Source organism: Paludicola sp. MB14-C6 (assembly GCF_030908625.1).
GTDB lineage: Bacteria > Bacillota > Clostridia > Oscillospirales > Ruminococcaceae > Paludihabitans.
The window spans coordinates 65,556-81,838 of record NZ_CP133133.1; the positions used below are offsets into that span (position 1 = coordinate 65,556).

The following is a 16,283-nucleotide window of genomic DNA, read 5'->3' on the forward strand; positions in this document are numbered from 1 at the left end:
GAGCGTTTAAATGAATATAGTAAAAAATGAATGTTACGAAATAGAAATAACAAGTGTTACAAGCGAAGGAAATGGTGTTGGTAAAATAGATGGTTTTGCTTTGTTTGTACCGGAAACTGCTATTGGCGATATTGTATTGGTCAAAGTATTAAAAGTTTTAAAAAGCTATGGGTTTGGAAAAGTTGTAAGTCTGCTCAAACCATCTGCAAATAGAATAAAAGAGGATTGCGCTTGTTATACGCAATGCGGCGGGTGTAGTTATCGCCATATATCTTATGATGCAGAATTATCACTTAAAGAAGATTTAGTGGTGAATGCATTTCAACGACTTGGAAATGTTGATGTCGCTTGCACGAATATTATTGGCAGTGAACGTATCAACTCCTATCGAAATAAGGCACAATATCCAGTTGGAAAAGATAAAGATGGTAATATTATATCAGGCTTTTATGCTAAAAGAAGCCATAGAATTATAAATTCATCTTTTTGTAAATTACAAGCGGAAGAGTTTGAACAAATAAAAAATACGATTATCGACTTTTTCAATAAAAGTAATATTTCCATATATGATGAGCAAAAGCATACAGGGTTAATTCGACATATTTATATTCGCAAGGCAGAGGCTACCAATGAAGTGATGGTGTGTTTAGTTGCAACTAAGCCCAATATACCCAAAATGGATACATTGATTGATTCGCTTAACAGTAATTTTGCTAATATCAAAAGTGTTATAATAAATGTCAATGCTAAGCAGACAAATGTAATTCTTGGGGATCATTGCGTTACAGTTTATGGGACAAGTTATATAACAGATGTTATTTGTGGAATTAAGATTAAAATTTCCCCTCTTGCTTTTTATCAAGTCAATAAATTGCAAGCCGAAGTGTTATATCAAACTGCAATTAACTATGCAGAGCTTTCAAAAGATGATGTGCTTATCGATTTGTATTGTGGGACAGGCACAATAGGTTTAATCGCCGCTCATAAAGTGAAACAAGTAATAGGCATTGAAATTATTCCTCAAGCAATTGAGAATGCAAAGGAAAATGCAAAAATAAATGGTATAGATAATGCAAGATTTATATGTGCGGATGCGAAAAAAGCTACAAAGCAATTGTTGACTGAAGGTGTTGTTCCTGATGTTGTAATTGTAGATCCACCACGTAAAGGCTTAGACCAAGAGGTTATTGATGCAATTGTACAAATGTGTCCACGAAAGATAGTGATGGTGTCTTGTAATCCGGCGACTGCGGCACGAGATACAAGTTTACTAGAGCAAAATGGGTATAAAGCCAAAATACTCACACCTGTTGATATGTTTCCGAGAACCACGCACGTTGAAACGACAATAATGATGACGCGTTGTGGTTTTGAGAGCAAAAAGTAGACTTTGACCACAACATGTTGTGGCTTTGGAGTGATTTTTGGGCGAAAAAAGAGGCGAAAATGTCATCTGTTTGAGGCAGAAAATTGAGCAAAAATATAGATGACATAGGGTAATATAAGTAAAATTCAGCGGAGGAGGTATGTAAGATATGATTTTTAATGGGTATGTAATGAGTGGAGAAGAAACGGTTGCAGAGGTTAAAAATAATCAAACAATTCCAATTCTAAAAGAAAAAATGCCTTTGTATCTTGCAAACGGTGGCAATTTTGAACAGTGGCTTGAATCCCGTGCAATTGATAGACACAGACCAAATTCTCGCATTTTAAAGAAAATGTTACATTTAACTGACACCAGCGATATTGCGTCAGTTATCCACTCTCATGCTGCAACAATAACTGATAACTACTGGGTAAAATCAGTAGAAGAAGACTTGCAATATGCTAATATTGAATTTAAAGAAAATATTTTTGCAGATATATCTTTGACAGGTTCAGTAGACAGCTATAACAAAATTTTCACTAAAGAGCAATTATCAAGCAGAACTCCCGAGCTGACCAACATAGGAAGTTACGAAAAATGTTGGAAGTTTGAAAATGGTAGTTGGTATATGTATAAGCAGGGTAGTGCACTAGAGCGTTTCTCCGAAGTTTTTATTGCTATACTTTCAAAAAAGCTTGGCTTCCCTACTGCTGAATATTATCCATCAGATAGCTTTATAAAAACAAAAGATTTCACAGAGGGTAAGTATAACTTTGAACCTATGGCGGCTCTTGTAGGCGACAACGAAGATTACTCATTTAATTATGATAAGCTAAATGTTATAGATGAAAATTTAGCACACCAGTATTTGGATATTTTGTTTATGGATACACTTTGTTTCAATATGGACAGGCACACTTATAACTATGGATTGCTGAGAGATAGAGAATTAGGGAATATTATATCTATGGCACCTAACTTTGATAATAACATAGCATTAATTTCAAGAGGATATGCAACTGAAGCAAAAAATTCATCTAATCTGTTAATTGAGTTGTTTGGAGAGTTGTTAAAAAACAAAAACATATTATATGAAATACCTTTTATTAATGAAACTATGGTACAAGAAATTGCAATAAAATCTTTACCTAATGAAAAAATTGACATTGAATATGTTACTGATTTTGTAATGGATAGGTACCAAAGAATTGAAAGTCTGGTTCAAAGTTTAGAAATGAATCCAAAAGAAGACTTGGGTATACAATTTAAATATAAAAAATATTTATGGTAAATTTATACTATATTTTATAAAAAATTATTATATTATTTAAATAATATTGACTTTCAAAAAGTAATAAAGTAGACTAATAACAAATTTAATATAATTTTGTGAATATTGTACATGTTAATTTAATGTACAGGAAGTTGGGTGAGAATCCCATACAGGAACGCTGCTGTGATAACGGAGCGGTTTTTCACGAACAATATAAACATTGTTCAGTCACTGAAAGAAATTTTGGGAAGGCGAAAAACTAGCTATGATGTTTAGTCAGAATACATTTACATAATTAATTTACACACCTGTTTTATCCTCGAGCTCAAGATAAACAGTTTATTTTGTTGCATTTATATATAATAAAATTATGTAAATATAAATGTTGACACACAATTATGGGAAAAATCCGTATTGATCTTTTATGAGTTCAATACGGATTTTTATATTTTATTGCAGTTTTAAAGGAGAAAAGAAATGAAAAAACAGAAACTAGTAACTATCGGTTCAATAGCATTGACTTTGATATTATCATTGTCAGCTTGTGGCACAACAAGAAATGCTGAGACTTCAAAAGGGGTTTCAAGTAAAACAGAAAGCACAATTTCAAGTGAATCATCAGAAGAAACTTCAAAAGAAACATTTTTAAAAGAAGGAGATATTCTTACTTACACAGATACTAAAAATAGTCCATTTGAAGATTGTGGATTAAAAATTGAAGTAAAGCAAGGAAAAGATGGGTATGTAAAATTTACAAAAACTGATCTGGAAGGAAAAGCAACTGTTGAATACTATAACTTTGATAATGCAACACAAACAATGTTAAAACACTATTATGTTGGAGCTATGGGAACATCATTTTATTATACATATGACCTTAATAAAAATGAATTGATAAAAGTTGAAGACAAAGACCATAACGATACTACACAAAAAACAAAGGATTCAGGAAGATGGGATAAGGCAGCTAAAACTGTAAGTGATGAAGTAAAATTTTTACAAGATTACTTTAAAACTCAATATGAAATTTCAATTTTGGAAGCATGTACAATAGAAAATTTTGGTCAATAAAATATAAAATGAAGGTTGATTACAAATTATGAAGAAACTAATTTCAATTGTAATAATAATTGCAACTATATTCTGTTTTTCAGGATGCATCAATTCAAGTGAAAGTGACAATAGCGTAAGTGAAGCTACTCAAAAAGAGACAAGTAGTGTTGAAAGTAAAGAAGAGAAAAAAGCCGATGATAGGAGATCAGCAATAGAAGTAAAAGGTGATAAATATCCTTTAACAATTAATGATTATTTTGATAAAAAAACTGTTTTAAATACAGCTCCTAAGAGGGTAGCAGTATTAGCTGGTTCTCAGTTAAATATTTGGTATGACCTTGGAGGCAAATCAATTTGTACATCAGATATTTCAAAAAATTTAAAAATTCTTTCTGGTTGTGAAGAAGAATTTAAAAGTCTTCCAAGTGTAGGGGCAGTATATAAAGTTAATATGGAATCTATTATTGCTTTAAAACCTGATTTAATTATAACACAGGTTGGAAGTCAAAATCCTGTTTCAGAAGAATTATCGAAAATGGGCTATCCTGTACTAAGTGTAAATTTAAGAAGCTATGAAGATGTACTTGATACATATCGTGCTTTTGGCAAAATATTGCAAAACGAAAAGATTGCAAATGAAAAAATTAATGCAATTAAAAAACAAAGAGCAGATTTGCTTTCTAAAAAGCCTGAAAAAGATAAATCAGTAGTTGTTTTATATTTAACATCAAAATCACTTTCAGTAAAACTTGATAATAGTATTGCAGGTGATGTATGCAAAGGATTAGGACTTAAAAATATATCATCTGATTTACCTCCAGATACAATAGGTTCTGAAAGTACTCCATTAGATATTGAATATATAGTTCAGCAAAATCCTGATTATGTACTTGTTACAAGTATGATATCAAATAATGAAGCGGCTGTTAAAACAATGAATAAGCAATTTGAAGAAAACCCTGCTTGGAAAGGTGTCAAAGCTGTTCAAGAAGGCAGAGTTGCATATCTTCCTCAAGAATATTTCCTTTATAACGCAGGCCCATATTATTGTGAAGCTATTGAATATGTAGCAAGAAGTGTATATCCAGACATATATGGAAAGGTTGACAAATGGTATGGAAAATAAGGTTGCTTTCAAAGATAAACAATACTACAAATGGGTTGTTATTATAATGTTAGCGATTTTATGTGTTATTGCATTTATAGTGGGTAATGTTAAAGGTACTATACCTGTTACAGTTAAACGAATTTTTGAAGTAATAGTTAATGATGATGGCTCAACTGAGCGAATGATTATTTGGAATATCAGATTGCCACGAATGATTTTGGCGGCATTGGTAGGCATTAATCTTGCTCTTTCAGGTGCAATATTGCAAGGGGTTATGAATAACCCTCTTGCTGACCCGAGTATTATTGGTATAAGCAGCGGAGCAGGTTTATTTGGTATATTTATTCTTGTTGTTCTTCCTCAGCTTCAGGGGTTAGTACCTATCGCTGCTTTTGTTGGAGCAATGTTGGCGGCTACTGTTATCTATCTGCTTTCTTGGAAAGGTGGTATTCAACCAACAAGAGTTATTCTTGCAGGTGTTGCAGTATCAGCTTTATTTGGTGCAGGAATTTCAGCTACTCTTGTATTTTTCAGTGACAGAGTACATGGAGCACTCACATTTATGAATGGTAGTCTATCTTCTAGAAGTTGGCCTGAGGTTCAAACAATTTTGCCTTACACTATTATAGGTTTAACTTTTGCTGTATTATTATCGCAAAAACTTAATATCTTAATTCTTGGTGATGACGTTGCAAGAGGATTAGGTTTAAATGTTGAGGCAACAAGACTTGCATTAACAGCATTGGCTGCATTATTAGCAGCCAGTGCTGTTAGCGTTGTTGGTTTACTTGGATTTGTTGGATTGATAGTTCCTCACAGTATTAGATTGCTTATAGGAAATAACTATAAACACATGATTCCAGCATCTGCGTTGCTTGGTGCAGCACTCGTAATGTTTAGTGATACATTTGCGAGGACGATTTTAAGTCCAACAGAAATTCCGGTCGGTATTGTAATGGCAGTTTTGGGTGTACCATTCTTTCTATACTTGTTAAGGAGATGACAAGATGGATAATACAATATTAAAGGCTAAAAGCTTAATTGTAAGCTATAAAGATAACATGATTTTAGATGATGTAAGCTTTGAAGTTGAGAAAGGAAAGATTTATTCTATTATTGGGCCTAATGGTTGCGGAAAGACAACTCTTATGAAAACAATAAGCAGAAATTTAAAGCCTAAAAGTGGAAAAGTATTGTTAGACGAGAAGAATATATTTAAAACCAACACTAAGCTTGTTTCGCAAAAGATGGCAGTTCTATCGCAAAGTAATTCATCTATTAGTGATGTTACAGTTAGAACGCTTGTACAATATGGGCGTTATTCACATAAAAAATGGTGGCAAGGCAACAATGAAAGCGATACAAAAATCATTGATTGGGCATTAAATAAAACAGGAATGGAAAAGTTTGAAGACAGAAAGGTGAATACTCTTTCTGGAGGAGAACGTCAACGTGCATGGATTGCTATGTCAATCGCACAAAAGCCTGAAATATTATTGCTTGACGAACCTACTACATATCTTGACATTTCTCATCAGCTTGAGATTATGGAACTTATTAAAAGGCTGAATAAAGAAGAAAGTATCACTATTGTTATGGTGCTTCATGATATTAATCATGCCGCAAGATATTCTGATAATTTAATAGTTATAAACAATCATAAAATATTTCAAATTGGCGACCCATGGACAGTTTTGGAAAATAACGTTTTAGATAAAGTTTTTAGGGTAGAGGCAGAAATAAGTAAAGATAAAGAAAATGGAAAACCTATATTTTACGCTAAAAGGGTGGTGAAGTAATTGAAAATTGTATTTATAACCGTGTCTTCTCCGGCAATAAAATCTTTAATTGAGTCCAATAAGCTAATATCTGAAAAATATCCAAATGCATTGGAACTTTCTTTGTTTTATGCAACATCTGAATTTAGTGAAAAAAAGCTTAATAAAATGATTGATTGTATTATAAATGCTGATTTAGTGTTTGTTGACCTTATGGGAAGTCCATCCTTAATTGTAAAAGCTGTATATAAGGGGCTTGAAAGCTGCAAAGGAAATGTTATTTCATATGGAAATTCAGCAAGAGAATTCTTGCGTTTGGGTAAATTCTCTGCAAGTGAAATGAAATCAGACAGCATGAAAGAACCAAGTATGGAATCAATAAAAAAGATGCAGAGCATGGCTGAAAAAATGGGCAAAATCATGCCTGGAAAAATGCGTGATATGCGAAACTACTCACTAATAATAAAGTACTTCAAGATAGCAAATAGACATAATATTTATAATATGTTATTGCTCATTCTTAATGAGTATGGAGATTATGACAATCTTGAAAACCCACAAATGCCTTATGAAGCAGATAGCATTTCTGTGTGTGATCCTAATCACATGAAATTTTATTCTAGTGTTAGTTCATATGCAAATGAATTTGGGTTTAATGAGTTACTTCCAAATATAGCTATTATTTTTTCAGCTAATACATATCCAAATGATACCTCTAAATGCGTTTATAAAATACAAACAAGATTAAGTGAGTTTGCAAATGTAATACCTATTGCAGTATCAGGCAGTTTTTGTGAAAATGAAGATAAATTTAAAGAGTTTTTGCTAAACAGTACAGCTAAGCCTATTGATTTGATAATTAATGTTATGCCGTTTAGATTAGGTGCAGGACCTATGGGTGGAGATTTTAATGCAGGAATAAATTTATTAAAAGAAGTAAATGCTCCATATCTTCATCCATTTTTTCTTACAAGAAAGACACAACAAGATTGGCTTGAATCGGTTCAAGGCTGTGGCCCGTCCGAAGTGCTTATTTCAGTTATGCTTCCAGAGCTTGATGGAGCAATACAAACATTTCCTATTGCTTCAAAGAGCGAAAATGAGTGTAACGAAGCCTATGATGTTGCAACTGATGAGCTTGCAATAATTGAAGAACGTGTAGAAAAACTAGCTTCTTGTGTTAAAAAGCAGATTAATTTAAGAACAAAGCCAAATAGCGAAAAACGAGTTGCAATAATATGTTATAACTATCCTCCTGGGGAGGGTAACCTCTTTGGTGGAGCATTTTTAGATACATTTGCTTCGATTGAGTCAATACTTAAAAATCTAAACCAAGAAGGATATAGTGTAAATACGCTTAGCAAAGATGAATTAATGAATATTTTTACAGCAGGTAAAGCGGTTAATTCAGGAAAATATGATTGCAATTGGGATGATATGATTGAATATCCTGTAAAAAAATATTCAGCTGAAAGTAAAGTAACGGCGGAATGGGGAAAAGCACCTGGAAATGTTATGGCAAACGAAAATAACTTTTTAATTCCAGGAACTATTCAAAAAAATGTATTTGTTGGATTACAGCCTTCAAGAGGCATACATGAAAACGTTGAAAAAGCCTACCATGACAAAACATTACCTCCTCATCATCAATACATTGCTTTTTATCAATGGTTAAAAAATGAATTTAAAGCAGATGCAATTATTCATGTTGGAACACATGGTACACTTGAGTTTTTGATGGGAAAGGAATGCGGAATGAGTGGGAATTGCTACCCTGACAAATTGATAGCAGATATACCACATACATATTTATATTATTGTGGAAATCCATCAGAAGCAGTAATTGCTAAACGTCGTTCTCATGCAAACATAGTAAGCTATCAGCCACCGGTATTTGTTGAAAGTGAATTGTATGATGATTACCTTTCTTTATCAACTGAGATTGACCATTATAGACAAGCACTTATACTATCACCTCAAAGTGCAAATGAAATATTAGCAAATATTTATAAGAAAGCAAAACAAATAAATCTACCAGAGGAGTTAGAGGTGCTTGAAAATGAGCTTTATAGAATGAGCACCAGCTTAATTCCTAAAGGACTTCATGTGTTTGGTAATGGATATTCACAAGAAGAAGGTAAAGCTTATGCAAGAGGTTTAATTCGCTATAACAGAAATGGATATCGTGCATTATGTGACCTTATTGCCCAATCAGAAAAATTAGATATTAACAATTTGGAAAGCTCAAAAAATTGCAATGCACTTGCAAAAGAATTGTTTAATTATTATATGAATAATGACAAATTACCTGAGGTTTCATATATTGATAAGAAGAATAAAGAAGATTTTTTAAATACCTTAAATTATGCTAAAAAAATATCAATAGATGCTTGTCAAAACAATGAGATACAGGGTATGCTTAAAACTTTATGTGGTGAATATAATCCGGCAAAACTGGCAGGTGATATTTACAGAGCACCTGAGGTTTTGCCATGTGGTGGAAACGTATATCAATTTGACCCACGTCTTGTTCCATCCATTACAGCATTTGAGCGTGGTAAAAGAGTATGCGATAATACATTAGAAGCATATTTTAAAGAAGAAAAATCATATCCACAGTCTACTGCGGTAATTTTGTGGGGACTTGAAACTTCACGTACTCAAGGCGAAACATTTGCTCAAATTTTATCTTATTTGGGTGTTAAAATTAGTAATAAATCAAATGTTTGGGAAATGAAATTTGACATTATCCCAATAAATGAACTAAATCGTCCTCGTATAGATGTAACTATAAATATTTGTGGATTTTTCAGAGATATGTTTCCTAACTTAATTGAAGGTTTAGATGACTTGTTTGTAAAGTTATATGAACTTGATGAAACTGATGAAGAGAATTATTTTAAGGCTCACAGCAAAAAAATCTATAAAAAGCTGTTAGAAGAAGGTTATGAGGAGCAAGATGCAAAGGAGCTAGCAATCTCAAGAATATTTGGACCTAAAGAAGGCGAATATGGCACAGGAATAACAGGTATTATAGAAACTAAAAATTGGGAAACTGAATCTCAGATTGGAGAGTCATTTATTGCAAGCTTAAAGCATGTATATAATCGAAGAATGCATGGCAGAAGTGTACATGGTTTATATGAACGTAATCTGAAATGCGTGGATATTGTATCTCAGCTAAGAAGTAACCATGAGTATGAAATCACAGATTTAGACCATTATTATGAATTTTTCGGTGGACTTTCAAAGTCTGTTGAGTTAGCAAAAGGTACAAAAGCAAAAATGTTTATTACCGATACAACAGAAGAAAAAATTCATACCGAAACGGTTGATAAGTCAATTGCACGGGGAATACGAACAAGAGTGCTAAATCCAAAATGGATTGATGGAATGTTAAGTCATTCATATCATGGTGCGCAAAAAATTGCAGAGCGTTTTGAAAATGTACTGGGATTATCTGCAACTACAAATAGTGTTGATGAGTGGATTTATGATGATTTGCATAAAAGCTATGTTGAAGATGAAGAGCTTCGTAATCGCATGATTGAAAATAACCCTCATGCGTATATGAATATATTAGAGCAAATGATGGAGTATAATTCACGTGGTTACTGGAATGCAACACAAGAACAGCTTGATAAGATAAAGCAAGTTTATTTGGAAATTGAAGATAAAATAGAAGAAACAGTGTAAAGAGGTGAAAAAGTTGAATACAGAAAATGAAAAAAGAATATTTCCTTTTTGTGCTATTGTTGGACAGGAAGATATGAAAAAAGCTCTTTTGCTAAACATTATTAACCCTAAAATTGGTGGAGTTTTAATTAGAGGCGAAAAGGGAACAGCAAAATCAACTGCAGTAAGGGCGTTAGCTGAAGTCCTTCCACTAAGAGAACAAGTTGAAAATTGCAAATTTTCTTGTGATCCAAACGATGAAAGAAATTGGTGCAGTGATTGTAAAATAAACAATGATAAAACTGTAATCAAATTAAAAATGAAAGTTGTAAATTTACCTGTAAGTGCAACTGAAGACCGTGTTGTTGGAACACTTGATATTGAATATGCTTTAAAACATGGAGAAAAGAAATTTGAACCTGGCATACTTGCTATGGCTAACCGAAATATATTATATGTAGATGAAATTAATCTTTTGGATGACCATGTTGTAGATGTGCTTCTTGATGCAGCAGCAATGGGAGTAAATTCAATTGAAAGAGAAGGTGTTTCGTATTCTCACCCATCAAATTTTATTTTGGTAGGAACTATGAACCCAGAAGAAGGGGATTTGCGACCACAATTAATTGACAGATTTGGACTTGTTGTAGATGTGTATGGTGAAAGCGACAAAAAGAGTAGAGTTGAAGTGATAAAACAAAGACTTGCTTTTGAAGATTCTCCAACAGATTTTATTCAATATTATGAGAAACAACAAATTTTATTAGGCGAAAAAATTAAGTCTGCAAAAGCTAAATTAAAATCAGTTACATATTCGGATAAATGCCTTGAACTAGCAGCAGATATATGTATACAAATGGGAGTTGACGGTCATAGAGCCGATATCACTTTAATTAAGACAGCAGTAACACATGCCGCATATCAAGGACGTACTTGTGTAACAAAAGAAGATATGTATGTTGCTGCAAAACTTGCTTTACCGCACAGAATGAGAAGAAAACCATTTGAAGAGGGAACTGTTGATTTTGAGACAATCAGCAGCATTATTGATGAATATGAATTATAATGTATTTCCGTTTGCTGCAATAGTTGGGCAAGAAAAAATTAAAAAAGCTTTAATTTTAAATTTAATCAATCCCAACATAGGTGGCGTTTTAATTAGCGGTGAAAAAGGAACAGCAAAGTCAACTCTTGTCAGAGGATTAGCTGATTTAATGGAGAATACCCAACTTATTAATCTCCCTTTGAATATAACAGAAGATAGATTGGTAGGAAGTATTGATATAAAAAAAGCGATACTTCATGGCAAAAAAGTATTGGATAGCGGCTTGCTGCAAAAAGCAAATGGCAATATTCTTTATATTGATGAAGTGAATTTGCTATCGGAGCATATTGTAAATATACTTCTTGAAGTTTCATCTACAGGAGAAAATATAATTGAACGAGAGGGACTTTCATATCGTTTTCCATCAAAATTTGTTTTGGTTGGCTCTATGAACCCAGAAGAAGGTTTTTTAAGATCGCAATTTATTGATAGATTTGGACTTTTTGTTTTAGCAGAGGGTGAAAAAGATAAAAAATTGCGTTTTGAAATAATTAAAAGACGATTAGAATATGAAAATAACCCTATTGAGTTTTGCAAAAAATGGAGTTATGCTACCAACTTACTTAAACTGCAAATAGAAGCAGCTAAAAAGCTGTTTTCTATTGTAAATGTAACCAAGGAAAACTTAGTTTTTGCGTCATCACTTGCTTACGAAGCAAAATGTGCAGGGCATAGAGCTGAAATAACAATAATTGAAACAGCAAAGGCAATTGCCGCATATAGTCAAAATACAATTGTTACTGAAGATTATTTAGAGGAAGCAGCAAAGTATGTTCTTCCTCATAGAATGAGAAAAAATGTTAATATAGAAGATTGTTGTAACAGTATTGAAAATGATGAGCGAGATATTAAGAATAACCAAGATAATTGTTCATCAACTCCCCCAAATAGCAATATTTCAAATACATTTGAAACAAGTAATGAAAATACTCAAGATGAAGTTGAGGAAAAATGGGAAGATATAGCTAAAACCAATGAAAAACTTAATTTTGATATAAAATTCTCAGATATTAAAAAAGCAACAGGCTCAGGAAAAAGAGCAAAGGTAAAGATTAATTCTACTAAAGGTAGATATGTTAAATATTGTTTTCCTAAAGCGAAGGTAACTGATATTGCGTTTGATGCAACAATTCGCAGTGCAGTTACGCATAAAAATAATGACAGTGAGCTAATGATATCCATAAGAGATGAAGACATAAGACAAAAAGTCAGAGAACAACGAACGGGTGCAACTATTTTGTTTTTAGTGGATGCAAGTGGTTCAATGGGTGCACAACGTCGCATGGGTGCAGTAAAAGGTACTATTTTATCTTTACTTAATGATGCGTACCAAAAGAGAGATTTAATTGGTATGATTGCTTTTCGTAAAGAAACCGCAGAAACTTTACTAAATATTACAAGAAGTGTTGATTTAGCACAAAAATGTTTAAAAAATTTAAAAACAGGAGGAAAATCTCCTCTTGCGTTAGGTCTTTATAAAGCTTATGAAATTTTAAAAGCAGAAAAAATTAAAAATCCACAATCATTGCAATATCTTGTAATAGTTACTGATGGAAAAGCAAATATTCCTCTTTTTACATCTGATTCAATGCAAGATGCTTTTAACATTGGTGAAAAAATACACAATGAGGGAATTGAGAGCTTAATTCTCGATACTGAAAACGGATATATTAAGTATGGATTTGCTGAGAACCTATCAAAAAAAATGGGGAGTGAATATATAAAAATACACTGTTCATCTGAATGTAAAATAAAAGAAAGTGTTATGAGTTTTATGAAAACCAAATAAAATATTAAAGTTGGTTTACGACAAAAACTAAAATTATAGTATAATTTTTTAAAATTGCATACTTATAAATTAATAAAATGTCTAAATAGTAATTGAATATGGCAAGTTTTAGGTCAAATTAAAAGACCTATAGACTTGTCGATTATTAATGCTGAAAAAGTTAAATAATTCCATAATTAAATTAAAATTGTTTTTTTAATTGAATGAGAAATTTTAAACTAATAACATTAAAATGTTTCATTAGTGGATAATGGAAAAATAAAATAAATTTATATTTATTACTTTTAACATACTAATTTAATAAAATTTTTTATATGAAAAAACACTTTAATATTTGAAATGCTTGCAAGTTCTATGGATGAGTTTAAGTCTATTGAATTTTTTTAATCATTTAACATTTAAAAAAAAGTAAATTATTGGAGGCTAACATATTGAAGATAAAATCATTCAATATGTAGTTTTGTTTAATCAAAAAGCGATTAAAGTCTATAAAAGAAATGGCTTTACATATAGCACGAGCGTTCACCATTCTAAATCTAATAAGAAATTGAAATTATGCTATATGCTGAATAACAATAGGATTTTTTAATAAATACTATAAAAACGGTACTGAGCAAAAAGCTCAGTACCGTTTTAGTATGAAAGGAAATATTTTAATAAAGTTTTCGATTGCAATAGAAATGTTATTGTTGAAGTTGTATAATGAAAAATAAGGTAAATGGTAAAGGACTAAACTTTTTAAGTTAAATGAACTATAAAAAAATGGTAAAATAAATTAACTTTTGTTTTGGGAGTTGCATCATGAATAATAGAGTTTACTTATATTAACCAAAACTTGCTGATTTATGGTATCGTCAGAAAATATTGAATGATCCAGATACTATGAGCTATAACAAAGGGTACGAACTTGGATTTGACGGATATAATAATGAAACGGGATGTATTGATTTATCTGCTGGATTTTTAAGAATAAAGGAAGATAGAGGGATAACTTATCTTGAAATAACCAAAGAGCAATATAATGGCAGTAAAAATGTGAAGTAGTAAGGGCTAAGGACATTTATGGCGTAAGTTAAACTAGGTAATGCTTATATAAAGCTAAATGTTACAACAGAAGGAAAAACAATGGTGTTAGAAAAATGTATTAAAGAAAGTTTTGTAGTTATTGGAAAAGAAGGTTCAACAGATGACGGAAAAGATTTTATACAGAAACTTTGGAAAAATGCAAACTCAAATTTTAATGAAGTAGCACATTTAGCAAAGAAAGATGATAACTGCAAAATTTTGGGCATATGGGGTGCAATGTCCGATTTCTCTCGTTCATTCAATCCATGGGAAAGAAATTTTAGTCAAGGCTTATACCTTGCCGGTGTTGAATGTAAAGATAATTCACAATCACCTAAAGGTTGGACTAAGTGGATTATACCTGCATACGAATATCTATATGTCAAAAATGAGAGAAGCGATACTTTTCCAAATGTAATTAAGTATTTGCAACAAAATAGCATTTCGCTTGCTGGAGCAGTACATGATTTTAATTACCCTGAAACAGGAAAAGGATATATGTTTTTCCCTATACGCAAATTATGAGCAATGCAATAGTAATATCATATAACAGCCAGACCAACTGCCCATTTTACATAATAATTTGACTTAGATAAGACTTAATATAAAGCTAAATTTTTATAGAATAATGGGGCAGACAAATTTTATATTTGTGCAGGCCCATAAGAAAAAACACCTTACATATATAGTATATAGTTCTTTCTTGCAGTTAACACAAGACAAAAATTTAATACAATTATAATTCTATAATTTACTGAACGGAGAAATAAAATGATTGAAAATATTGATTTTTTCAAATTGGCTGAGGAACGCTATTCAGTACGAAATTTTAGCAATAAAGCTATTGAAAAGAGTGTGTTAGACAAAATTTTGAAAGGTGGACATCTCGCACCAACTGCCTGCAATCGTCAGCCTCAACGAATTTTAATTATTAATAGCGAAGAAGGTATTATGAAGCTAAGAAAGTGTACTGAATGTCACTTCGGTGCTTCAGCGGCAATACTTATTTGCTACGATAAAAATGAATGTTGGCAACGTAAATACGATGGTAAGGCCAGCGGTGACATTGATGCCAGCATTGTGACAACGCATATGATGCTGGAAGCTACGGCGCTAGGTGTTGGCACAACCTGGGTCATGCACTTTATCCCAGAGACTGTTAGGGAGGAATTTGCTATTCCAACAAATATTGAGCCTGTAGCATTGTTAGTATTGGGATATCCGGCACCTAGTGCAAAGCCATTTCCAGGACATACACAATTCAGACCATTAGAAGATTTAGTATCATATAATGAGTTTTAGTAGTCACGTAAGTTCTTAAACAATGTTTTGATTTAGTTGTAGACTGTAACTATTATTAGGGTAGTTATTATTCAAATAATTAAATTTTATTAAATAAACTACTCAACCTACCCTTGAGGCGACAAAACAGATGACATAATAAATATACATATAATTCAATTATATGTAATAAATATGCAAAAATACGCTATAATAGTGCATAAAAAATGTATAAAAATGGTAGATATGTTTCCGATAACCACGCACGTTGAAACGATAATAATGATGACGAAATGTGGTTCGGAGGGCAAAAATTAGACTTTGACCACAACATGTTGTGGTTTTAGAGCAATTTTTGGGCAAAAAAAGAGGCGAAAATGTCATCTGTTTGAGGCAGAAAATTGAGCAAAAATATAGATGACATAGGGTGAATGAGGTGTTTTTAAAATTTAAAAAAGTTGTTAAGGAACTAAGAATCCATATTATATTATCAATTATCTGTATTTTAGTTATTTGCAAATGTTCTTCTTTCACTAATTTTTTCTGTATTTTACATTTTTAAATCAACCATTAATAAATACAAATGAGTATGAAATATTTAAAATATTGGAAAACTTTGCATTTGCATATTTAACATCATTTATGTTTTATTTAATAGTGGATTTTATACCAAAGTTTAAGCGAGATATTAAGGTAAATCAATGCATAAATTATAGATTAAAAACAATAATTTCAGAAATGCGGAATGTGTTAGGAGAAAAATATATTAATAATTTTACAAAAGATAATT

12 protein-coding genes and 1 riboswitch are annotated in these 16,283 nt (G+C 31.7%); all 12 genes read left to right on the forward strand.

The features are described 5' to 3' along the window. Window positions 1–10: 10 nt before the first annotated feature. The 12 genes from rlmD (at window position 11) to RBG61_RS00355 (ending at window position 15,514) form a co-directional block, all read left to right on the forward strand. A complete protein-coding gene (gene rlmD, locus RBG61_RS00300; protein WP_307944575.1) occupies window positions 11–1,387 on the forward strand; it encodes a 23S rRNA (uracil(1939)-C(5))-methyltransferase RlmD in 1,377 nt (458 codons plus the stop codon). Between the two features lie 148 nt (window positions 1,388–1,535). Beyond that, window positions 1,536–2,657: a hypothetical protein gene (locus RBG61_RS00305; protein WP_307944577.1), complete on the forward strand. Its 1,122-nt coding sequence runs from the start codon at window positions 1,536–1,538 to the stop codon at window positions 2,655–2,657. An 83-nt stretch (window positions 2,658–2,740) separates the two neighbouring features. Continuing rightward, window positions 2,741–2,944: riboswitch (cobalamin riboswitch) on the forward strand. Between the two features lie 172 nt (window positions 2,945–3,116). After that, a complete protein-coding gene (locus RBG61_RS00310; RefSeq protein WP_307944579.1) occupies window positions 3,117–3,710 on the forward strand; it encodes a hypothetical protein in 594 nt (197 codons plus the stop codon). A 28-nt stretch (window positions 3,711–3,738) separates the two neighbouring features. Beyond that, window positions 3,739–4,818, forward strand: coding sequence for an ABC transporter substrate-binding protein (locus RBG61_RS00315; RefSeq protein WP_307944581.1), 1,080 nt, complete (start codon window positions 3,739–3,741; stop codon window positions 4,816–4,818). Then, window positions 4,808–5,803 carry a FecCD family ABC transporter permease gene (locus tag RBG61_RS00320; RefSeq protein ID WP_307944582.1) on the forward strand — a complete coding sequence of 332 codons (996 nt, stop codon included), beginning with the start codon at window positions 4,808–4,810 and terminating at the stop codon, window positions 5,801–5,803. Before RBG61_RS00315 ends, RBG61_RS00320 begins: the two co-directional genes overlap by 11 nt. Window positions 5,804–5,807: 4 nt before the next feature. Beyond that, window positions 5,808–6,599, forward strand: coding sequence for an ABC transporter ATP-binding protein (locus tag RBG61_RS00325; protein WP_307944584.1), 792 nt, complete (start codon window positions 5,808–5,810; stop codon window positions 6,597–6,599). Beyond that, window positions 6,600–10,274, forward strand: coding sequence for a magnesium chelatase subunit H (bchH, locus tag RBG61_RS00330; RefSeq protein ID WP_307944585.1), 3,675 nt, complete (start codon window positions 6,600–6,602; stop codon window positions 10,272–10,274). Between the two features lie 13 nt (window positions 10,275–10,287). Next, the gene (locus tag RBG61_RS00335; protein ID WP_373889715.1) at window positions 10,288–11,319 is read left to right on the forward strand and encodes an ATP-binding protein; all 1,032 of its coding nucleotides are present in this window, start codon (window positions 10,288–10,290) and stop codon (window positions 11,317–11,319) included. Then, window positions 11,273–13,147, forward strand: coding sequence for an AAA family ATPase (locus RBG61_RS00340; protein ID WP_307944586.1), 1,875 nt, complete (start codon window positions 11,273–11,275; stop codon window positions 13,145–13,147). Before RBG61_RS00335 ends, RBG61_RS00340 begins: the two co-directional genes overlap by 47 nt. Before the next feature lie 882 nt (window positions 13,148–14,029). Further along, window positions 14,030–14,191 (forward strand): hypothetical protein, encoded by a 162-nt coding sequence (locus tag RBG61_RS00345; RefSeq protein ID WP_307944587.1) that lies wholly within the window; start codon window positions 14,030–14,032, stop codon window positions 14,189–14,191. 81 nt (window positions 14,192–14,272) lie between these two features. Then, complete coding sequence (locus RBG61_RS00350) at window positions 14,273–14,737, forward strand: GyrI-like domain-containing protein (protein WP_307944588.1); 465 nt, start codon at window positions 14,273–14,275, stop codon at window positions 14,735–14,737. 246 nt (window positions 14,738–14,983) lie between these two features. Next, window positions 14,984–15,514 carry a nitroreductase family protein gene (locus RBG61_RS00355; protein ID WP_307944589.1) on the forward strand — a complete coding sequence of 177 codons (531 nt, stop codon included), beginning with the start codon at window positions 14,984–14,986 and terminating at the stop codon, window positions 15,512–15,514. Window positions 15,515–16,283 lie beyond the last annotated feature (769 nt).

Coding starts and splice junctions, on each gene's coding strand:
- rlmD (WP_307944575.1), top strand. CDS start 11: ATGAATATAGTAAAAAATGAATGTTACGAAATAGAAATAACAAGTGTT.
- RBG61_RS00305 (WP_307944577.1), top strand. CDS start 1,536: ATGATTTTTAATGGGTATGTAATGAGTGGAGAAGAAACGGTTGCAGAG.
- RBG61_RS00310 (WP_307944579.1), top strand. CDS start 3,117: ATGAAAAAACAGAAACTAGTAACTATCGGTTCAATAGCATTGACTTTG.
- RBG61_RS00315 (WP_307944581.1), top strand. CDS start 3,739: ATGAAGAAACTAATTTCAATTGTAATAATAATTGCAACTATATTCTGT.
- RBG61_RS00320 (WP_307944582.1), top strand. CDS start 4,808: ATGGAAAATAAGGTTGCTTTCAAAGATAAACAATACTACAAATGGGTT.
- RBG61_RS00325 (WP_307944584.1), top strand. CDS start 5,808: ATGGATAATACAATATTAAAGGCTAAAAGCTTAATTGTAAGCTATAAA.
- RBG61_RS00345 (WP_307944587.1), top strand. CDS start 14,030: ATGAGCTATAACAAAGGGTACGAACTTGGATTTGACGGATATAATAAT.
- RBG61_RS00350 (WP_307944588.1), top strand. CDS start 14,273: ATGGTGTTAGAAAAATGTATTAAAGAAAGTTTTGTAGTTATTGGAAAA.
- RBG61_RS00355 (WP_307944589.1), top strand. CDS start 14,984: ATGATTGAAAATATTGATTTTTTCAAATTGGCTGAGGAACGCTATTCA.